General features: G+C 72.8%; 10 protein-coding genes. All 10 read left to right on the forward strand.

Features of this window, described 5'->3' with window-relative positions; translation table 11 throughout:
* Nucleotides 1–251: 251 nt before the first annotated feature.
* From HDG69_RS03640 to HDG69_RS03685, 10 genes are read left to right on the forward strand one after another with little or no spacing between them, the layout of a single operon-like run.
* The gene (locus HDG69_RS03640; protein WP_171782395.1) at nucleotides 252–6,326 is read left to right on the forward strand and encodes an Ig-like domain-containing protein; all 6,075 of its coding nucleotides are present in this window, start codon (nucleotides 252–254) and stop codon (nucleotides 6,324–6,326) included.
* A 25-nt stretch (nucleotides 6,327–6,351) separates the two neighbouring features.
* Nucleotides 6,352–7,323, forward strand: coding sequence for an AAA family ATPase (locus HDG69_RS03645; protein ID WP_171782396.1), 972 nt, complete (start codon nucleotides 6,352–6,354; stop codon nucleotides 7,321–7,323).
* Entirely contained in the window at nucleotides 7,320–8,603 is a 1,284-nt protein-coding gene (locus HDG69_RS03650; protein ID WP_171782397.1) for a DUF58 domain-containing protein, read from the forward strand. Before HDG69_RS03645 ends, HDG69_RS03650 begins: the two co-directional genes overlap by 4 nt.
* Nucleotides 8,600–11,005, forward strand: a complete 2,406-nt coding sequence (locus tag HDG69_RS03655) for a transglutaminase TgpA family protein (protein ID WP_171782398.1) — start codon at nucleotides 8,600–8,602, stop codon at nucleotides 11,003–11,005. The genes HDG69_RS03650 and HDG69_RS03655 overlap by 4 nt, the downstream gene beginning before the upstream one ends.
* Entirely contained in the window at nucleotides 11,002–12,531 is a 1,530-nt protein-coding gene (locus tag HDG69_RS03660; RefSeq protein WP_171782399.1) for an RDD family protein, read from the forward strand. Before HDG69_RS03655 ends, HDG69_RS03660 begins: the two co-directional genes overlap by 4 nt.
* Nucleotides 12,528–13,382 carry a PP2C family protein-serine/threonine phosphatase gene (locus HDG69_RS03665; RefSeq protein ID WP_171782400.1) on the forward strand — a complete coding sequence of 285 codons (855 nt, stop codon included), beginning with the start codon at nucleotides 12,528–12,530 and terminating at the stop codon, nucleotides 13,380–13,382. Before HDG69_RS03660 ends, HDG69_RS03665 begins: the two co-directional genes overlap by 4 nt.
* Nucleotides 13,379–15,136, forward strand: a complete 1,758-nt coding sequence (locus HDG69_RS03670; protein ID WP_171782401.1) for an FHA domain-containing protein — start codon at nucleotides 13,379–13,381, stop codon at nucleotides 15,134–15,136. The genes HDG69_RS03665 and HDG69_RS03670 overlap by 4 nt, the downstream gene beginning before the upstream one ends.
* A gap of 7 nt (nucleotides 15,137–15,143) precedes the next feature.
* Nucleotides 15,144–16,814, forward strand: coding sequence for a serine/threonine-protein kinase (locus HDG69_RS03675; protein WP_171782402.1), 1,671 nt, complete (start codon nucleotides 15,144–15,146; stop codon nucleotides 16,812–16,814).
* Nucleotides 16,815–16,833: 19 nt separating this feature from the next.
* Entirely contained in the window at nucleotides 16,834–17,529 is a 696-nt protein-coding gene (locus HDG69_RS03680) for a hypothetical protein (protein ID WP_171782403.1), read from the forward strand.
* Nucleotide 17,530: 1 nt separating this feature from the next.
* A complete protein-coding gene (locus tag HDG69_RS03685) occupies nucleotides 17,531–22,009 on the forward strand; it encodes an FtsK/SpoIIIE domain-containing protein (protein ID WP_171782404.1) in 4,479 nt (1,492 codons plus the stop codon).
* Nucleotides 22,010–22,068: the final 59 nt, after the last annotated feature.

A 22,068-nucleotide genomic window follows, 5' to 3' on the forward strand; every position in this document is an offset into this window, starting at 1 on the left:
AGGTGCCTGCTGGTCATTTCTGTCGAGAGCGGACGATCCGGACATACACCATGGGTAGTCCTCCCCATGAGATCCCCTGTCCGTTCTCCTGGGGCAACGGTAAGGTTCCGTCCGGAGTCGTCGTGCCTCGTGGCCGTCGACATCACCCGGGGGGCATCCGGACAGTCTCGCGCCGTGCGCGAGGACGCGCTGCTGCGCGCGCTCGGCCACGAGACGCCCCTGTGCTGGACAACTACTGGAGGGTTCCCCGCATGAGCCTCGTCTCACGCGTCTACGAGCACCGCCGCTCGGTCGTCTCCGGGGGCGTCGTCGCCCTCTTCGGCGCCGGCCTGGCGGGGTTCGCGCTCTGGTACGACGGCGAGGCGACGGCGGACATCGAGCTCAACGACTCGGGGGTGTGGGTCACGCAGACCTCCACGGGGACGCTCGGTCGGTTCAACCACGAGGCCCAGGCGCTGGACGGCACGCTGCTCGCCAACTCCGTCAGCTTCGACGTCCAGCAGAACGCGCAGCGGGTGCTGCTGGAGAACCGTGGTGACCGCTCGGCGAGCCCGGTGGACCCGGCCCAGCTCGCGCTGCGGGGCGCCCTGGCCTACCCCGCCGGTGCTCAGGTGGTCGCGGGCGGGTCGAGCACCGTGGTGCACGACGGCGAGACCGGTCGCGTCTGGGTGCTGCCCTTCGACGGGACGGCCGCGTTCGACGAGGACGAGCTCGATCCCGACCTGGAGGTCGGGACCGGAGGATCGGCGGTGGTCTCCCAGGACGGCACCGTGTTCGTCGCCGTCCCCTCCGACGGCACGCTCTACACGATCGAGACGGGCCCCCAGGGTGCGGCCGTCGCCACCAGCGAGGTGGGGCTGTCCGTCCGTTCGGACGGCGAGGTCGACCTCACGACGGTCGGTGACGAGGTCGTCGTGCTGGACCGTGCGAGCGGCAGGCTCGTCCTGCCGGGCGGCGACGCCGTCGACCTCGACGGGGGAGCAGAGGCCGAGCTGCAGCAGCCGTCGGGGCCCTCCGACGTCGTCGCCCTCGCGACCTCGCGCGGCCTGGTCTACCAGCCGCTCGACGGCGGCGCCGCCACCACGCGGTCGGCCAACGGCACGCCGGCCCGCCCTGTCCAGCTCGGGGGCTGCACCTACGGTGCCTGGTCCGTCTCCGGCCAGGTGATCCGTGACTGCCCGGGCACGGACCGCGACGAGGACATGGTCCTCGAGGGGATCGGCGCCGACACGGCGCTGGTGTACCGGGTGAACCGTGACGTCATCGTGCTCAACGACCTGGTCAACGGCACCCTGTGGATGGCCGCGGACGACTTCCAGATGGTCGACGACTGGGAGCTCACCATGCCGGAGGACGCGGAGGGCGAGGAGGCCGAGTCCGAGGAGAGCATCCCGGAGCAGGTCGACCAGTTCGTCGCGGCGCGTGACGAGGAGAACCGCCCCCCGATCGCGGCGGACGACACGTTCGGTGTGCGCCCGGGAAGCACGACGGTGCTCGACGTGCTCGGCAACGACGTCGACCCCGACGGCGACGTCATGACGGCATCGGTGCTCGACGGCCCGGACGGCGACATCGAGGTGCACCGGGTGCTCGACGGCGCGGCGCTGCAGGCATCCGTCCCGGCCGACGCGACGGGCACCGTGAGCTTCACCTACCAGGTGGACGACGGGCGCCCCGGCGGCACCGACGAGGCCTCGGTGGAGCTGCGGGTGGTGCCGCTGTCGGAGAACGAGGCACCGGTGCAGACGGGCGAGCCGGTGCTGCAGGTGGGCCAGGACCAGACCGGGACCATCAAGGTGCTCCCGTACTTCCAGGACCCCGACGGCGACGACCTGTTCCTGTCCTTCGCCGGCACCAACGACCCGCACGACGAGGTGCGGTTCCGGCCGGACGGGAGCGTCGAGTTCCGCGACGGCGGGTCGGCCACCGGGCGCAAGATCGTGGACCTCACCGTCTCCGACTCGTCGGGACGCCCGGTCGAGGGACGCCTGTTCGTCGACGTGGTGGCGACCAACGTGCCGCCGATCGCCGTCGGTGACCATGTCACGACGCTCACCGGTCAGCCGGTGACCGTGCACCCTCTGCGCAACGACACCGACCCCAACGGGGACACCCTGCGGCTCGTCAACGTCGCCGACCGTGACGGGGTGTCCGTCACCCCGAACCTGTCCGCGGGCACGGTGACGGTCGAGGGTGACGAGCCCGGCTCGTACGACATCACCTACCAGGTCAGCGACGGCCCGAACGCGACGATGGGCCTGATCCGTGTGGACGTCGTCGACCCGCCGGACGACGGCGCACCTCCCGTCGTGGTGGCCGACCAGGTCCTGCTGCCCACGGACGGCACGGCCCTGCTGGACGTGCTGGCCAACGACACCGACCCGAACGGCGGCGTGCTCGTCGTGCAGTCCGTGTCGCTGCCGCAGGACCTGCCGATCGACGTCACGGTGATCGACAACCAGATCCTCAAGATCTCGCAGACCCGGCGCGTGGACGAGCCGATCACCTTCGAGTACACGGCGGCCAACGCGGTGGGCACCACCGTCGGTCAGGTACGGGTGGTGCCGATCCCGGCGCCCGACGTGCTGCGTCCCCCGGAGGCGGCTCCGGACGAGGTGCTGGTCTACGCCGGCGACATCGTGACGATCCCCGTGCTGCGCAACGACACCCATCCGGACGGCCTGGAGCTCAGGCTCAACGACGAGCTCCAGGAGGAGCCGGACCCCGAGCTGGGGGAGGCCTTCGTCTCGGAGGACACCGTCCGGTTCCGCGCCGGTGAGGAGCCCGGGACGGCGCACCTGGTGTACGAGGTGGTCGACTCCAACGGGCAGAAGGACTCGGCCCAGGTGACGGTGACCATCAACGCCGCCGAGGAGAACGCGGCCCCCCAGGTGCCGGACACGACCGCCCGGGTGCTGGCGGGCCGCACCACGCGGATCGCGCTCCCGCTGGAGGGCTCCGACCCGGACGGCGACCACGTCACGGTGACGTCGATCTCGAGCGCTCCCGCCCAGGGCCGCGCCACGATCGTGGACGGGTACATCGACTACGTGGCCGGTGACCGGGCCGCCGGTCTGGACACCTTCACGTACCTGGTGACGGACACCCGCGGCGCCGTCGGCGAGGCCACCGTCCGGGTGGGGGTCGTCCCGCCGCCGGAGACGAACCAGCGGCCCCGCGCCGTCGACGACGAGACCACGGTGCGCCCCGGGCGGACCGTCGCGATCCGCGCCCTGGAGAACGACTCCGACCCCGACGGTGACGACATCGGCCTGCTCGCCGACGGTTTCGAAGGGGTGCCCGAGGGACTGGAGCCGGAGGTGGTCGACGACGAGGTCATCGTCGCTGCCCCGCAGGAGCAGGGCGCGTACTCGTTCTACTACACGATCCAGGACACCTTCGGCGCGCAGGCCACCGGCACGATCACCCTGAACGTCGACGACGAGGCCCCGTTGCTCCGGCCGATCGCCCGCGACGACGTCGTCTCCGCCGACCAGGTGCAGGACTCGGCCGCGGTGACCGTCGACGTGCTGGCCAACGACGTCGACCCCGACGGCGTCACCGCCGATCTCACCGTGACCGTCGAGGATGACCTCGAGGGGGTCCGGGTCACCGAGGACCAGCAGGTCGAGGTGCAGCTCACGCCGCAGCCGCAGGTCATCGTCTACACGATCACCGACGTCGACGAGCTGGAGGCCAAGGCGTTCGTCCGGGTGCCCGGCAACCAGTCGCGCCCGTACCTCACGCCCGGGCTCGAACCGTTGCAGGCCGTCAGCGGGGAACCGCTGCCGATCGAGCTCACGGAGTACGTCGTGGTCCGTGACGAGCGCACCCCGCGCATCACCGAGGAGTCCTCGGCCACGGCCACGGACGGTGGCGTCGAGGTCACCGACCACGAGACGCTCGTGTACACCTCGCACGAGGACTACGCCGGGCCGGCCTCCGTCAGCGTGGAGGTCACCGACGGCAGCGGCCCGGACGACCCGGACGGTCTCACCTCCGTCATCACCCTGCCGATCGACGTCACGCCGGCCGAGAACATGCCCCCGGAGATCGAGGGTTCGCCGGTGCTGGAGGTCGCGGCCGGCGAGGAGAGCGCGGTCGACCTGGCCCGGTACGTCGTCGACCCCGACGGCGACGACCTGACGTTCGAGGTCGAGGGCAGCGAGGGCATCAGCACCTCGGTGTCCGGGGGCACGGTGACGGCCCAGGCCGATCCGTCGGTCCCCAAGGGCACCGTGCGCGACATCGGGTTCACCGTGTCCGACGGCGTGAACCCCCCGGTCTCGGGCCGGCTGTCCGTCACGGTGGTGGGCTCGACCCGACCGCTCGTGCAGACCACCCCCGACGAGGTGCTCGACGCGCACCAGGGCGTGCAGATCGCCGTCCCGGTGCTGGAGAACGACTCCAACCCGTTCCCCGAGACCCCGCTGACCCTGGTGGGCGCCTACGGCGAGAGCGGGCAGGGGGACGTCTCCGTCGACGGGTCGTCCGTGGTCGTCACCCCGGGGGAGAACTTCCACGGGGTGCTGCGCGTGCGGTACACCGTGGAGGACGCCACGCAGGACCCGGACCGGCACGTCGACGGCGTGCTGACGGTCACGGTGCTCGGCAAGCCGGACGCGCCCCGCGCCCCGCGCGTCGACGAGGTGCGCTCCGAGACGGCCGTGCTGAGCTGGGAGCAGCCGAACAACAACGGTGCCGAGGTCACGGGCTACGTGGTGCGGACGCACGACGGCCTGAGCCGAGAGTGCGCCACCACGACCTGCACGTTCGACGGGCTGACCAACGACGTCACCTACACGTTCACCGTCGCGGCGGTCAACGAGGTCGGCGAGTCCGAGCCGTCGCCCGCCTCGGCGGAGGCCCGTCCGGACCAGAAGCCCGACCCGCCGGCCGCACCGACCCTGGAGTTCGGCGACGAGGAGCTCACGGTCTCCTGGACGAACCGGACCTACACCGACCGCTCGCCGATCGAGTGCGTCAACCTGGAGATCAGCCCGGCCCCGGCGAGCGGGCAGGTCCAGCAGACCTGCCTGACCACCACGAGCACCGTGTGGGACGGTCTCACCAACGGCACGGCGTACACGGTGCGGGTCCAGGCCGTGAACCGCGCCCCGGACCCGTCCGACTGGTCGGAGGCGTCGGCGCCGGAGACCCCGGCCGGCCCGCCGTTCCAGCCGGGTGCACCCACGGCCACGCGCGTGGACACCGCGGTCGGCGGGCAGACCACCGTCAGCTGGGAACAGCCGAACACCAACGGTGACGCCATCAAGACGTACCACCTGGACGTGCTGGAGAACGGCAGCGCCGTCCGCACGATCGAGGTCTCGGGGAGCAGCACGTCGCAGACCGTCCAGGACCTGAAACCGACGTCCACCTACACGTTCCGGGTCTCCGCCGAGAACAAGGCGGGCACGTCGGAGAACAGCGCGGCGTCCAACGCGGTGGTGCCCTTCGGCACACCCGTGGTGCCCAGCGGGGTGTCGGCGAGGCTCGGGGAGAACACCAACGGCAGGGCGATCGTCAGCTGGAACGCCACGTCCGACTTCCGGGGCAACGGCCCGTACTACCAGGTGCGGGCGAACGGGTCCGGGACGACGAACGCCGGGAACGACACCCAGTACACCTACACGGGGCTCACCAACGGGACGTCGTACACGTTCGACGTGCGGGCCTGCAACGAGTTCACGTGCTCGGACTGGTCGGCGCAGTCCAACGCCGTGACGCCCTTCACGACACCGGGCACGCCCGGCATCACCTCGTCCCGGGTGGCGGACGACCAGGGAGAGTTCCGCGTGTCGGCCCCGAGCAACAACGGCGGCAGGTCGCTGGACCGCATCGAGTACCGGAGGTCCTGGGACTCGAACGGGAGCAGGACGTCGTGGCCGTGGACGTTCAGGACGTCCAGGGCCTACAGCACCACGTTCACCGTGGAGGCACGAGCCTGCAACGAGGCCGGCTGCAGCTCGTGGGCGAGCCAGAGCTACAGGACCGGCGCGGAGCCGAACCCCCGTGCCGTGGTGTCGCGAGGCAACGGCTACATCGACCCCAACCAGTGCAGAGACGGCACGTGCGCGACGCTCAGGGTGACGACGCACGACTTCAGGGACACGGGCTCGCAGAGCGTGGCCTGCTGGACCGACCTCGATGAAGGGCCCCACCGGTTCCACGGCACGGGGACCTACACGCGGAACATCTCCGCGAACGGGACCTTCGACCTGCCGTGCTTCATCGGCAGCGCGGCCCCGAGGTACGGCGGGCACAACGTCTGGGTCGTGATCAACGGCAAGCACTACGAGAAGACGTTCTGGCGGACCAACTAGGCATGTCACGGAAGAGGAACACGAGATGACCATGACCCCCGAGCAGGCGGCCTGGTTCGCCCAGACCTTCGACCGCCTCAGCGGCAACGTCGGCCTGGCGGTGCTGGGCAAGGCGCCCGTGGTGCGCCTCGCCCTGACCTGCATGCTGGCCGAGGGCCACCTGCTGCTGGAGGACGCCCCGGGCACGGGCAAGACGGCGATGGCCCGCGCCATCGCCGCCTCGGTCCAGGGCACCCAGAACCGCGTGCAGTTCACGCCGGACCTGCTGCCCTCCGACGTGACGGGCGTGATGATCTACGACCAGAAGACAGGCACCTTCGACTTCCGGCCGGGGCCGATCTTCGCGTCCATCGTGCTCGCGGACGAGATCAACCGTGCCTCGCCCAAGACCCAGTCGGCGTTGCTCGAGGTGATGGAGGAGGGGCGGGTCACCGTCGACGGCACCGCGCACGACGTCGGCCGCCCGTTCATGGTGATCGCGACCCAGAACCCGATCGAGCAGGCGGGCACCTACCGGCTGCCCGAGGCCCAGCTCGACCGGTTCCTCATGAAGACGTCGGTGGGCTACCCGGACCACGCCTCGACGGTGGAGATCCTCTCGGGGGCGGCGACCCGCGACCGCAGCGCGGCCCTGAACCCGATCATCACGACCAAGGCGGTCGCCGACATGGCCGACCTCGCCGCGACGGTGCACACCGACCAGGCGGTGCTGGAGTACGTGAGCCGGCTCTCCGAGGAGACCCGCAACGCGCCCGAGGCGCGGATCGGCGTGTCGGTGCGTGGTGCGCTGGCCCTGGTCCGCTGCTGCAAGGTGTGGGCGGCGGCGCACGGACGCAACTACGTGCTGCCCGACGACGTCAAGCAGCTCGCCCAGCCGGTGTGGGCGCACCGGTTCGTCCTCGACCCCGAGGCCGAGTTCACCGGCGCCCGGGCCGAGGTCGTGCTCGCGCGGATCCTGTCCGACGTGGCGGCACCGCAGGAGCGCGCCGGCGTATGACGACCTCAGCACCCCGGCGGGCGGCGCCGCGCGTCGCCGCCGCGAGACTGCGCACCGGGAGGTGGTGGGCGACGGCCGTCGCCACGCTGCGCCACGCCTGGGCGACCCTGCTGCGCGTGCTGGCACCGCTGACCCAGGCGTTCAGCACCTTCGGCGTCGCGGTGCTCGTCGTCGCGGCCGGGGCGTGGGTGGCCGGCCTGGTGCTCGGCTGGCTCGAGGTGCTCGTCGCGGCGATCGTCCTGACGGTCGCGCTCGTGGCGGCCATCGTGTTCGTGCTGGGCCGGCTGCGGTACGACGTCACGCTGAGCCTGACCCAGTCGCGGGTCACCGTCGGGGACCCCGCGGTGGGGCGGCTCGACGTGCGCAACAGCTCGGCCCGGCCGCTGCTGCCGTCCGTCATGGAGCTGCCCGTCGGGCGCGGCACGGCGGCCTTCCCCGTGCCACGGATGCGCGGCGGGGCGACGCACGAGGAGATCTTCCGGATCCCGACCCGGCGCCGCAGCGTCATCACGGTCGGTCCGGTCAAGTCGGTCCGCGCCGACCCGCTGGGCCTGCTGCGCCGCGAGGTGACGTGGACGGACGAGCAGGAGCTGTACGTGCACCCTGCGGTGAAGAGCCTCGCGAGCTCCTCGACGGGGCTGCTCCGTGACCTCGAGGGTCGCGCCACGAACGACCTCACGGACTCCGACATCTCGTTCCACGCGCTGCGCGAGTACGTGCCGGGGGACGACCTGCGCCACATCCACTGGAAGACGACGGCACGTACCGGCACGCTCATGGTGCGGCAGTTCGAGGAGACGCGCCGGTCGCACCTGGCCGTGCTGCTGTCCACCCGGGCCCAGGACTACGCGGACGACGAGGAGTTCGAGCTGGCGGTGTCGGTGTGCGGCTCGCTCGGGCTGCAGGCGATCAAGGAGGACCGCGGGGTGACGGTGCTGGTGCACACCGGGAGCCTGCGCGGCGACCATCACACCCGCCTCCTCGACGACCTCTCCCGCATCGAGGCGATCCCGTCCCGCAGCAAGCTGGTGGACCTGGCCCGCGGCGTCGGGTCCAGCGCCGCCAGCGCCTCGGTGATCGCCTTCGTGGTGGGCAGCAAGGTGACCCCGAGCGAGCTGCGGGCCGCGTCCGCGCGCCTGCCCGTCGGGGTGACGGTCATGGCGATCCAGTGCGTCCCGGGGGCCAACCTGGCACGGCACACGATCGGTGAGGTCGGGGTGCTCACCCTGGGCAGGCTCGGAGACCTGCCCCTCGCGCTGAAGAAGATGAGCGACGCATGAACGACGAGACCACCCGCGGCGGGGGCTTCGCCCGGCAGGACACGAAGGCGCGCGAGGAGTTCCGCACCGGCACGGGGCGGGGCACCACCCGGCGCCACCAGGACGCGGTCCCCCGGGCGACGACGGCGCCCGCGCTGGTCGACCTGGCCGCCCTGCTCGTGCTGCTCGGCGCCGTGGCCGTCGGGTTCGGCCCGGCGTGGGGTTCGCCCGGCTACCTGCTGCCCGCCGTCGGGGGCCTGGTCGTGGGTCTGGGCGTGGCCTGGCTGGGAGCCTGGCGCCGCTTCTCGGCGGTGACCGTCACGGGGCTGGCGGTGCTGGGCTACCTGCTGCTCGGCGGTGTCTTCGCCCTGCCCGGCGCGGCCGTCCTCGGTGTGCTCCCGAGCCTGACGACCCTGCACGACCTGCTCGTCGGCGCGGTCGAGGGCTGGAAGCAGTTCGTGACGACGTCGCCGCCTCTCGAGTCGTTCCCGGACCTCGCCGTCGTCCCGTACCTGCTGATGCTGGTGGTCGCGCTGGTGGCCGGCACGATCGCGTGGCGCGCCCGGCACGCCGTGTGGGCCCTGGCCCCGGTCGTGGTCGGGTTCGTCGCGGTCATCCTGCTCGGGACGCTGGACGAGGCCCTGCCGGTGCTGCAGGGCGGCGTGATCGCGCTGGTCGGCCTGCTCTGGGGCGGGGTCCGCGCCATGGAGGCACGCGTCGGGACGCACTCGATCGCGACGGAGTCGAGCAGTGCCGCGATCCGGCGCCTGCGCTGGTACCGGGTGCGCACCGGTGCGGCGATCCTCGGTGCCGCGGCGCTCACGGCGGCGTTCGTCGCGCCCGCGATCATGCCGGAGCAGCCGCGCACGGTGCTGCGGGAGACGATCGTGCCACCGCTGGACCTGCACCAGTACGCGAGCCCGCTCGTCGCGTTCCGGCACTACGTGAAGGAGCGCCGCACCGACGAGCTGTTCACCTTCGAGAACCTCCCGGACGACGGCCGCGTCCGCCTGGCGACGCTCGACCGGTACGACGGCGTGGTCTTCGACGCCTCCGGTGACGGTGGTGACACCGGTGTCTACAGCCGCGTGGGCGAGCACATCGCGACGGCGGCGACGGGAGAGCCCGTCGAGGTCACGGTCTCCGTCACGGGGTACGACGGCGTGTGGGTGCCGGAGGTCGGCGCGCTCACCGGCGTGCGCTGGAGCGGCCCGAACGCTGCCGCGCAGGACGCCTCGACGTACTACAACTCGGCGACGCGCACGGCGATCACCACCGCGGGGCTGCGCCCCGGCGACTCCTACACGCTCAACGCGGTGGTGCAGGACCTCCCGGACGAGGAGGAGCTGCGTCGGTCGACGATCGCGGAGGCGGACCTGCCTCCGGTCCAGGACCGCGCCGTCCCGGCCGGTCTGCCGGGCAAGGCGGTGCAGTTCACCGGTGAGGAGACCGACGCCACGACCAAGCTCTTCCTCCTGCGGGACCTGCTGGCGTCCTCGGGCGTGCTGTCGAGCGGGCTCGAGGGCCAGCTGCCCTCCCGTCCGGGTCACTCCGCCGAGCGGATCGACACGCTCGTGCAGGAGGAGAAGATGGTGGGCGACGACGAGCAGTTCGCCGTCGCCCTGGCGCTCATGGCACGCCAGTCGGGCATCCCCGCCCGCGTGGTGATGGGTTTCGCGCCGACCGAGGACAGCAGCTACGAACCCGGTGAACCGTGGACGGTGCTGGGCAGCGACGTCCGCGCCTGGGTCGAGGTGCCGTTCGAGGGCCACGGCTGGGTACCGGTCGAGGCCGTTCCCGAGGAGCAGCCGAAGATCCAGCCCGAACCGCAGTCCGAGGAGGTTCCCAAGCCCCCGGTGCTGCAGGAGCCCGAACCTCCCGAGGAGCCCGACCAGGCCCGGTCCGGCAGCGTCGAGGACGAGGAGAAGGACGACGAGGTCGACAACGAGGCCTTCGACTGGGCGCGCTTCGGCCTGATCGTCCTGGCCGTGGGCATCCCGCTGCTGCTGGTGCTGGGCCCGATCGTCGCGATCCTCGCGTTCAAGGCGCGACGACGGACCCGACGGCGGTCCGCCGACGAGCTCACCGCGCGGTTCAGCGGGGGCTGGCACGAGGTCGTCGACGTCGCCACCGACCTCGGCAGCACCGTGCCGGCCTCGGCGACCCGGCGGGAGAGCGCCGACCTGATCGCCACGGCGCACCAGGCACCCGGTACGCTCGCTGTCGCCCACCGCGCGGACGCGAGCGTCTTCGGGGCGGGCGAGTCCAGCGTCGCGGACGCCGAAGGGTACTGGCAGGAGATCGACCAGCTCGTCGGCGGCATGCGTGCAGGGGTGCCACGGGGTCGTCGGCTCCGGGCGGCGCTCTCCCTGCGCTCCGTCCGCGCGCGCAGCCGCTGGGGCAGGAGCGAGGAGAGACGATGAGCGACGTGGTCTGTGCGGGCTGCGGGTCGGGCCAGCGTGCCGGGGCACCGTACTGTGCCGTGTGCGGGCAGGAGTTCCCGCGCACCGGGCGACCGGTGGAGATCTCTCCGGACGGCCCGCGGGGCGGCGTCCAGCAGGCTTTCGGGCAGCAGGCGCACGGCGGGGGTGACCCGGGCGACCCCGTCTCGATGATGCACACCGGCACCACGGAGCCCGAGCACGTGACGGCGACGCAGGTACCGGCCTCCTACCGGCAGCCTCCCGAGGAGCCGGCGGCGACACCCTCGTTCGCTCATGTGGGTCGACGCTTGGTCGCGCACCTGATCGACGGTGCGATCGCCGGGCTGCTGTTCGGGGCCGTCTACGGCGTCGGCTTCGCGTTCGTCGACCTCCCGGCAGGGGTGTACACGCCCGAGGACCCGGAGTTCGCCGCGGTCCTCGGCTCCATCCTCACCGTGCTGGGCGTCGCGCTGGCCGTCCTGCTCGGGTACGGGGTGTTCCAGCTCGTCTGGGAGGGGCGTGCCGGCCGGACGGTGGGCCACCTGATGCTCGGGATGCGCGTCCAGGGTGCCGACGACGGGATGCCGATCGGGGTGGGCCGGGCCTTCCTGCGGTACCTGGTGGTCGCCGCCGGGTCGCTGGTGCTCGGGATCGGCCAGCTCGTCGTGCTGCTCAGCCCCCTGTGGGACGCGAGCGGTCGCAAGCAGGGCTGGCACGACAAGGCCGCCAAGGCCGTGGTCGTCGACGCCCGCGCCAGGTCCACCGCAGCGGCTGCGGCACCGTCGGCGACGGCGTCACAGGCCTCCGCGCCCAGGACTCCCGCGCCCACGACCTACCCGGTGGTCCACCCGACCCCCCACCAGGCCGAGCTCCCGACGCCGGCACCCACGGTGCCACCCGCCGTCGGCGGGCTCGCCGGGCCCTCGGGTGCGTACGGCGCGGGTACCTACGGAGCGCCCGCCGCGGCGGCGCCGTCGCCGCCCGTCGCCGACAGCCTCATCACCGGGGTGCCCGGCGTGACGAGCGACAGCCCGGCACCGGCTCCCGCCGTCGCCCCCGAGGCCACCCCGGACGCCGCCCCCCAGGCCCCGGACGCCGCGCCCGACGCCCTGCCCTCCGAGCACACCTCGTTCGGGGAGACGCGGATGCAGGCACCGGCTCAGCGCCAGGCGCTCTCGCCCGCGCCGGTGGCAGCCGTCGAGCTCGAGCTCGAGTCGGGCGCCCGGCAGACCGTCGACCGGCTCGCCCGGATCGGCCGGAACCCGGACGCCGCCACCGGCGAGGAGGTCCTGCTCATCCGGATCGAGGACCCGAGCCGGTCCGTGTCGAAGAACCACGCCGACCTCGGGGTCGACTCCGCGGGCCTGTGGCTGACCGACCGGGGATCCACCAACGGCACCGTCATCTCGGCGGCAGGGCTGCCGCCCCGGGTGGCGGAGCCCGGCGCACGGGTCCGCGTCCCGATGGGTTCGACCATCCACGTGGGCGACCGGCAGGTCGTCGTCCACCCGGGACGCGGCGCATGACCGCCGGCGAGCTCGTGCTGAGCTGGGGTGCCGCGACGCACGAAGGGCTCCGGCGCCGCGTCAACGAGGACGGCTTCCTCGCGGGCGACGGTGTGTTCCTCGTGGCCGACGGCATGGGTGGTCACGACGCCGGGGAGGTCGCGAGCGCCCTGGCCCTCGAGGCACTGAGCCCGCTGCGTGACGTCACCCGGGTCGACCCCGACGTCGTCGTCGGCCTCGTCACGGCGGCGCAGGCGCGCATCCGCGGCATCGACACGGGCCCTGGGGGGCGCGCCGCCGGCACCACCCTGACCGGTGCGGTGGTCGCCTACCAGGACGACGTGCCCTACTGGCTGTTCGTGAACGTCGGTGACTCCCGCACGTACCTGCTGTCCGGCGGCACGCTGGACCAGGTGAGCGTGGACCACTCGGAGGTCCAGCAGCTCGTCGACGCGGGGCTGCTCACGGAGGAGGAAGCCCGCCGGCACCCGCGCCGGAACGTGGTCACGCGGGCGCTCGGGGCGGACGAGACGCCTGCCCCGGACTTCCGCTACGTGCCGGTGGTCCTGGACGACCGGCTCCTGGTCTGCTCCGACGGGCTGACCGTCGAGCTCACGGACGAGCGCATCACCCAGGTGCTGCTCGACCACGCGGACCCGCAGCAGGCGGCCGCCCGCCTGGTCGACGAGGCGATCGCCGCCGGGGGGCGGGACAACATCACGGTCGTCGTCGTCGACGTCACGGGCGGGAACGACGCCGACCGGACGGTCACGAGCCCGCGGGGCGCCTGGGAGCCGGACGAGGACACGGTGCCGAGCGGTGCGTCGGCCCCAGGTCGGGACGGTTCGCCACGAGCACAGGAGGACGCATGACGACCGCCGAGTACACCGAGGGCACCGCCCGTGCGATCGTGCGCGGCGACACGGTGGTGCTGCTTCCGGAGCCGGTGAGCGCCGAGCTGGTCGACCGGGTCTGGGCCGTGCTGCCCGACGCGAGCGCACCGGACGGCGACGCCGGGGCACCGTCCGGCGGCGTGGTCGCCGTCGTCGGGGTCCTCGCCCACGTCTCGGGCACCCTCACGGACATCCCGCCGTTCGCGGTGGCCACCTGGGACGCGTCCCGGCGGACCGCCCGCGTCGCCGTGCGCGGCACGGCGGCCTCCGTCGTCGTCACGACCGACGACGGAGAGGCAGAGATCACGGGTGCCGACGTGCTGATGTGGGCCGAACGAGTCGTCGAGGGTGCGACGGGGATCCACGTGCGCAGCGCCGGTGCGGAGAGCGCCGCCCCGGTGTGGCCGCTGCTGGGCGGCGTGGTCCGGGCGTCCACGGTGCGCTGCGGTGAGCACGAGCACGCGTCGACCACCACCGCTGCCGCACCGGCCGCGCCGGACCTGGAGACGCCCGACGACCCGGGCACCTGGCCCGTCCCCGGGCAGCGAACGCTCGTCGCGCCGTCGGACGCACCGCTCAGCCAGGAGACCATCGTCGGCAGCGTCGAGGCGCCCCCGGTGCCGACGGGGGCGAGCCCCGCCGAGGAACCCGTGGCGCCCGCCGCCGCGCCGGGCTCCACGGACGCCGACCCCGCCCGCGACGCCGGGGCGTCGGTCGCTTCTGCGGACGCGGAGCCGGGTCCGGGTGATCCTGGGGTCTCCGAGAACACGATGCTGGGCGACGACGGGGACGGCTACGAGCACCTCTTCGGCGACACCGTCTTCCGCCGGGTCGAGGACGCCGCCGTCCGGGTCGTCGAGGAGGATGACGACGCACCGTCGGACGCCGTGCCGCCCGTCGAGCCGGCGGCCGTCGAGCCGGTGCCCTCCGCTCCCGTCTCGTCCCTCACCCTCGCACCGGACGCGCCCTCGCAGCCCGATCTCGCGCCCGGGGACGGGCTCATCGCCGAGGTGCCCGGTGCTGGTGGGCCGCCGCCGTCGTCGCCGCTGGCCGGCACCCCCGGTGCCGTCTCCCGGGCGGCAGCCGTCGACTCCGCACCGCAGGCCGGTCCGAGCGTGGACGCCGGTCAGGACGGCCTCGACGACCACGACGGCCACACCATCATGTCCGGCGAGCTCGCGGCGCTGCGCGAGGCCGCCGGGGACGTCCCGCAGTTCAGCGTCCCGGCACCCCCCGGGGCGCAGGACGTGCTGGCCCTGACCTGTCCGCAGGGCCACCCGAACCCCCCGACGCGGGAGCTCTGCCGCACCTGTCGCACGCCGCTCGACGGTGACCCGCGGCTCGTGCCACGTCCCCTGCTGGGCCGCATCCTCGTCTCCTCCGGGGTGGCCACGGGCGGCACGATCGACGTGGACGGCGGCCAGGCGGTCGAGCTCGACCGGGACGTCGTGGTGGGGCGCCGCCCGCGCACGTCGACGACGTCGGCGGACCGGATCCCGCGTCTCGTGACCGTCACGAGCCCCCAGCACGACATCTCGCGGTCGCACGTCGAGGTCACGCTCGAGGAGTGGCACGTGCTGGTCGAGGACCTCGCCACCACCAACGGCACGATGCTGCTGCGTCCCGGCCAGGAGCCGCGGCGCCTGCACCCGCACCAGAAGGAGATCGTCGCGGACGGTGACGTGGTCGAGCTCGGCGACGGCGTCACCCTGACGTTCGAGGGGATCTGGTGAGGCGCGGATGAGCAGCAAGCGCGCGCCGTCGGCGCCCCCGGAGATCCCCGGCTACGAGTTCCGCCAGCTCATCGGCTCCGGCGGGTTCTCGGACGTCTTCCTGTACGAGCAGCGCCGTCCGCGGCGGCAGGTCGCCGTCAAGGTGCTCCTCAAGGAGTGGTCCAGCGACACGCAGCGGGCGGCCTTCGACGCCGAGGCCGACCTCATGGCCACGCTCGGCAACCACCCCTCGATCGTCACGATGTTCGAGGCCGGGGTGGCCCCGGACAACCGTCCGTACCTCGCGATGGAGCACTGCTCGCGGCCGAACCTGGGGTCGCGGTACCGCCGCGAGAGGTTCTCCGTGGCCGAGGCGATGCGCACCACGATCCAGATCGCCGGAGCGGTCGAGACCGCGCACCGGCTCGGGATCCTGCACCGGGACATCAAGCCCGCGAACATCCTGGTGACCCAGTTCGGGCACCCGGTGCTCACGGACTTCGGCATCTCCTCGACCGTGGACTCGGCGTCGGTGGCCGAGGGCATGTCGATCCCGTGGTCGCCGCCCGAGTCCTTCGGCGACCCGCCGGTGAGCGGCATCGCCACGGACGTCTGGGCCCTCGGTGCCACCTGCTACACGCTGCTGGCCGGCCGCACGCCGTTCGAGGTGCCGGGCGGGTCGAACGCGTCTGCCGACCTCATGAGTCGCATCGCGACGGCCCCGCTGCCCGGCACCGGTCGCGGAGACGTGCCGGACTCCCTCGAACGGGTGCTCCGCATCGCGATGGCCAAGCACCCGTCGTCGCGGTACCCGACGGCCCTGGCGTTCGCCCGCGCGATGCAGCAGGTCCAGGTCGAGCTGGCGCGCGACATGACGCCGATCGACATCCTCGACGAGTCCGGTGGGGTGCACGCCGAGGACGACGACGCCGCGGACGGCACGCGGATGAACCGGATCACCGCGATCGACCCCGGGCAGGCGCCGCCGGACGCCGGGCAGCCCCGTGCAGCGGCATCGCCGGCCCCGGCCGGCTCGCCGGTCTCCGCGAGCTCGGCGGCGAGCCCTGTGGTCCCGGGCGGTCCGGTACCCGTAGCGGGCGGCCCGCCGGTGCCGTCGGTCGGTGGATCCGCGTCCGTGGGCTCCGGCCCTGGCTCGGTGCCCACGGTCCAGGGCGGGTCGCAGTGGGCCCTCCCCCTGGACGAGACGGTCCATCGGGCGCCGGAGCCGGCGTCGAGCACCCCGGACGACGGCGGGGACGACGACGCGCGGTCACGACGGGCGTGGTGGCCTCTCGTGGGCGGCGCCGTCGGGCTGCTGGGCGTCGGCGCCCTCGTCTGGTGGCTGTCCACCGGGACGGGTGGGCCGCAGGACGTCGAGCCGGAGGCCGGACCGACGGACGTCAACCCGGTCGAGGCGGTCGGGGGGTACGTCCCCCCTGTCCGTGGACTGGATGCCGAGGTCGCCGGTGACGAGGTCGTGGTCACCTGGGAGCCGCCTCGCGAGACGCGAGAGGGCGACGTCTACGGGTGGCGGCAGCTGTCCCTGACCGGGCAGTCGCCGTACCAGGAGGTCGGCGAGACGACGGTGCGGGTCCCCGCCGACCCGGCGCAGGACGTCTGCGTCGAGGTGGTCGTGGTGCGGGACGGCAAGCAGTCCGCTCAGGCCGAGCAGGTGTGCGTCGGTTCCGACGAGGCATGACGACGAGGACGGGGGAGAGATGAGCGAGCTGGCGATCGAGTTCTGCGGCGAGTGGTTCCACCCGGAGCCCGGTGAGCCGTTCGACGTCGGGCGTGAGGGCGACCTCGCCATCGACGACAACCTCTACCTGCACCGCCGCTTCCTCCGGTTCGCCCGGGAGGACGGGATCTGGTGGCTGAGCAACATCGGCTCCGCGGTCGCGGCGACGGTCTGCGACCAGCGGGGCGGGGTCCAGTCCTGGCTGCCGCCCGGCAACCGCCTGCCGGTCGTGTTCCCGACGACGTCCGTGGTCTTCACGGCCGGCCCGACCACGTACGAGCTGACCGCCACCCTCACGGACGCCCCGTACGCGGAGGTCAACGCCGAGGAGCCCGCCACCGGGGACACCACCATCGGGGCCGTCCAGTTCACCATCAGCCAGAAGCAGCTGATCGTCGCGCTGTCCGAACCCATGCTGCGGCGCGAGGGCACCGGGCTGAGCGAGATCCCGTCCAGCGCGGACGCGGCACGTCGGCTCGGGTGGGCCACCACCCGGTTCAACCGCAAGCTCGACAACGTCTGCGACAAGCTCGACCGCATCGGCGTCAAGGGCCTGCGCGGCGGGCCCGGCGGGGCGGCGACCAACCGGCGCGCGCGGCTCGTCGAGCACGCGGTCACCTCTCGCCTCGTGACCCAGGAAGACCTGCCGCTCCTCGATCTGAAGGACCCTGCCTGACGTGCGCATCAAGCTGACCCTGAGCCGGCCCGACGAGTCCGCCGTCAACGTGGCCGTCACCGCCGACGCCACCGCCACGGTCCGCGACGTCGCCGAGGTGCTCTTCTCCGCCGACCCGACCCGTCACGGCGCAGCGGCCCCGGACAACCTCACGCTGCAGGTGCTGGGTGACAGCTCGGCGCAGCGTAACGTCACCGCGGGCCGGGTGCTCACGCCGACCAGCGACCTCGTGCAGGCCGGGCTGCGCTCCGGCTCGGCCGTGTCGATCGTGCGGGTCTCGGAGCAGTTCGTCCACCCGGGGCAGGAGCGCGGTGCCGCCGTGGCGGTGCTGCGGGTGCTGGAGGGGCCCGACGCCGGCCGGGAGTTCCACCTGCCCGTCGGCACGTCCTACCTCGGTCGCGACCGGGACATGGACGTCCGGCTCCAGGACCCGCAGGTCTCGAAGCGCCACGCCCGGATCGTCGTGGGCGAGCAGGTCGAGATCCACGACCTGGACTCCGCGAACGGGCTCGTGATGGGCGGCCAGCGGATGACGCGGTCGGCGCTGACGTCGTCCGACACCGTGACGGTGGGCGGCAGCGTCGTGTCCGTCGTGAGCCTGCACCGGTCGACCAGCCTGGTCCCCACCAGCCCGGTGGTCGAGTTCAACCGGTCACCTCGCGTGGTCGCCCGGTTCGCGGAGACGGAGATCGCGTCGCCCAAGCCGCCGCGCCCGAAGACCCCGCGCGGGTTGCCGTGGCTGCCCATGATGGTGCCCGCCATCATGGGCCTGGTGCTCTGGTGGATCTTCCAGAACCCCCGGATGCTCGTGTTCATGTTCATGAGCCCGATGATCATGGTCGCGATGTACCTCGACCGCAAGCACAACGCGAAGAAGGAGTTCGAGGAGGCCACGCGCCTGTTCGAGGAGTCCGTCGCGGCGACCCGGGAGCGGATCACCAAGACGCACGCGGTGGAGCGCGCGGTCCGGCGTTCCGAGGCGCCGGCGCTCGCGGAGGCCATCGACGCCGTGCGGCGGCTCGGCGGACTGATGTGGACCCACCGTCCCGAGCACCGAGGGTTCCTGACCCTCCGGCTCGGCATGGGCAGCGCCCCCGCGCGGACGAAGTTCGCCCAGCCGCGCGAGAACGAAGCCCTCCCGGAGCACTGGGAGATGGTGCTGGACCTGCAGGAACGGTGCTCGGTCATCGATGACGTCCCCACGGTCGCCGCCCTGCGCTACGGGGGGAACGTCGGGCTTGCCGGACCCAGCGGACCGGTGGAGTCGGTCGCGCGGGCGGCGCTGCTGCAGCTCGTCGCCCTGCACTCCCCGGCCGAGATGGTCGTCACCGCCCTCACGTCGCACCGGTCCCGCGAGGACTGGGAGTGGCTGCAGTGGGTGCCCCACACCGGGTCGCCGCACAGCCCGCTCGGAGCCTCCGACCACCTGGCGAGCGACCCCGGGCGTGGTGCGTCGCTGCTCGCCCGTCTGGAGGGTCTCATCGAGTCGCGCGGTGGCGTGCTCGACGGCCCTCCGCCGTTCGAGGGGGAGCGCGACGCGGAGAAGGACCGGGAGGACCGTGCGCCGAAGCCCGTGCTGCCCGCCGTCGTCGTCCTGGTCGAGGACGACGCCCCCCTCGACCGGTCGCGGCTCGTCCGACTCGCCGAGCGGGGCCCGGCGGCGAACGTGCACGTGGTGTGGGTCGCCCCGACCGTGGAACAGCTCCCGGCGGCCTGCCGGACCTTCGTGCTGCTCGACCCGCAGTCCCGTGACGAGAACGGGATGACCGGCGAGGTGCACTACGGACGGCTGACGTACCCGGTCTCCTGCGAGACCGCGGACCTGGCGACCGCCCACGAGGTGGCGCGGATCCTGTCGCCCGTGGTCGACGTCGGCGCACCGGTGGAGGACGAGTCGGACCTGCCCCGCGCGGTGTCCTACCTGGCGCTGGCCGGGACCGACCTCGGCTCGGACGCGGCCGGCGTCGTCGAGCGGTGGCGGGAGAACCTGTCGCTCACGCCGCGTGACGGGTCGGCGCCCGTCCGCCGCAAGAGCCCGACGAACCTGAGGGCGCTGGTCGGCCACAACGGGGTCGAGGAGTTCTACCTCGACCTGCGCACCCAGGGCCCGCACGCACTGGTGGGTGGGACCACCGGTGCGGGCAAGTCGGAGTTCCTCCAGTCCTGGGTGCTCGGGATGGCGGCGGCGCACAGCCCGGACCGCGTCACGTTCCTCTTCGTGGACTACAAGGGCGGCGCCGCCTTCGCCGACTGCGTGGACCTGCCGCACACGGTCGGTCTGGTGACGGACCTGTCCCCGCACCTCGTGCGACGCGCGCTGTCCTCCTTGCGTGCCGAGCTGCACCACCGCGAGCACCTGCTCAACCGCAAGAAGGCGAAGGACCTCGCCTCCCTGGAGAAGACCGGGGACCCGGAGGCGCCGCCCAGCCTGATCATCGTGGTGGACGAGTTCGCGGCGCTCGTGGGCGAGGTCCCCGAGTTCGTCGACGGGGTGGTCGACGTCGCTCAGCGAGGACGCTCGCTCGGCCTGCACCTGATCCTGGCGACCCAGCGTCCTGCCGGTGTCATCAAGGACAACCTGCGCGCGAACACCAACCTGCGGATCGCGCTGCGCATGGCCGACGAGTCCGACTCCAAGGACGTGCTCGACGACGAGATGGCGGCGCACTTCTCCCCGTCGATCCCCGGCCGTGGTGCGGCCAAGACCGGGCCGGGACGCATCACCACGTTCCAGACCGGGTACGCCGGTGGGTGGACCCGTGACGAGCCGGACCCGACGCAGGTCGAGGTCGAAGAGCTGGACTTCGGCACGGGTCGCCGGTGGGAGATGCCGGCCCCGGAGCTTCCGGAGGCCGGGGACCCGGGCCCGAACGACATCTCGAGGATGGTGGCGACGATCCGGCAGGCGGCCACCAGCGCCGGGGTGCCGGCCCCCCGCAAGCCGTGGCTCGAGGAGCTGGCCGCCACGTACGACCTCGCGCTGCTGCCGAACCCGCGCACGGACGCCCGGCTGCTCGTGGGCGTCCTGGACGACCCGCACGCCCAGGCGCAGCCCACGGTGCACTACGAGCCGGACGCGGACGGCAACCTCGCCGTCTACGGCGCCGGTGGTACGGGCAAGAGCACGACGTTGCGCACCGTCGCCGTCTCGGCGGGTCTCACGGCGCGTGGCGGACCGACGCAGGTGTACGGCATCGACTGCGGCTCCGGCGGCCTGTCGATGCTCGAGAACCTGCCGCACGTCGGTGCCGTCATCTCCGGCGACGACGAGGAGCGGATCACGCGCCTCATGCGCCGCCTGACGGAGCTGCTCGACGAGCGGTCCGCCCGCTACGCGGAGGTGCGGGCGAGCACCATCGACGAGTACCGGCGGATCGCGGACCGGCCCGACGAACCACGGATCTTCGTGATGGTCGACGGGATCGGGAACTTCCGCGACTCCTACGAGGTGTCGTCGGTCCGCGGCTTCTCGATCTTCGGCGCGTTCACCCAGCTCGCGACGGACGGGCGTCCGGTGGGTATCCATCTCGTGATGTCGGGCGACCGCGCGGTCTCGGTGCCGCCGTCGTTGACCTCGACGGTGCAGAAGCGGATCGTCCACCGCCTCGCCCGCGAGGACGACTACCTGATGCTCAACGTCCCCCGTGACGTGCTGAGCCCGGCCTCGCCGCCGGGCCGCGCGATCATGTACGGGCAGGAGGCGCAGATCGCCGTGCTGGGGGGCGAGTCGAACGGGGCCGTGCAGTCGCGCGAGCTGGCGCGGCTCGAGCAGACGATGCGGCGGATGGGTGCGCCGCGGGCGCCCGGGGTGGCCCGGCTGCCCGACAGCTTCACGCTCGACGCGCTGCCGCCGACGGTGGGGGACCTCGCGACCGTCGGGCTGCGCGACCTGGACCTCGCCCCGGTCGGCCTGCCGATGCGTTCGCCGTTCATGCTGGCCGGGCCTCCGGGGTCCGGACGCACGACGGCGTTCGTCACCCTCGCGACGACGTTGCGGCGGGCGGGGCGCACCCGCCTGGTGTACCTGTCGTCGCGCCGGTCGAGCCTGGGTGCGCTGGACCTGTGGGACGAGCAGGCGTCCGACCCCGAAGCCGTGGTGGAGCTTCTCAAGGAGCTCACCACGGCGCTGCAGGAGGACCGGGTCCCGCCGGGCCGGCTGACCGTGATGATCGAGAACTACACGGAGCTGACGGGCACGCCGGCGGAGAAGCCGCTGGAGGCGTTCGTCAAGCTCGCGGTCCGCAAGGAACAGCTCGTGGTCGGGGAGTCGGAGACGTCGACCTGGTCGAAGGCCTTCACCCTGGCGGGGCCGTTCAAGTCCGGTCGCAACGGCATCCTGCTCACCCCGGGGGACACGGACGGCGACGTCCTGATGAACACCGGGCTCGGCCGCATGCGCCGCAAGGACTTCCCGCCCGGGCGGGGATTCCTCATCACGGCCGGCCGAGCCTCCAAGATCCACGTCGCCCTGCCGGAGTGATCCGGCGCAGCGACGGACGGGATGGGGAGTGCTCCCCATTCCTTGTGGTCACGGGCTCT

The organism is Isoptericola halotolerans, assembly GCF_013149785.1.
In the GTDB taxonomy this organism is placed as follows: Bacteria; Actinomycetota; Actinomycetes; order Actinomycetales; family Cellulomonadaceae; genus Isoptericola; species Isoptericola halotolerans.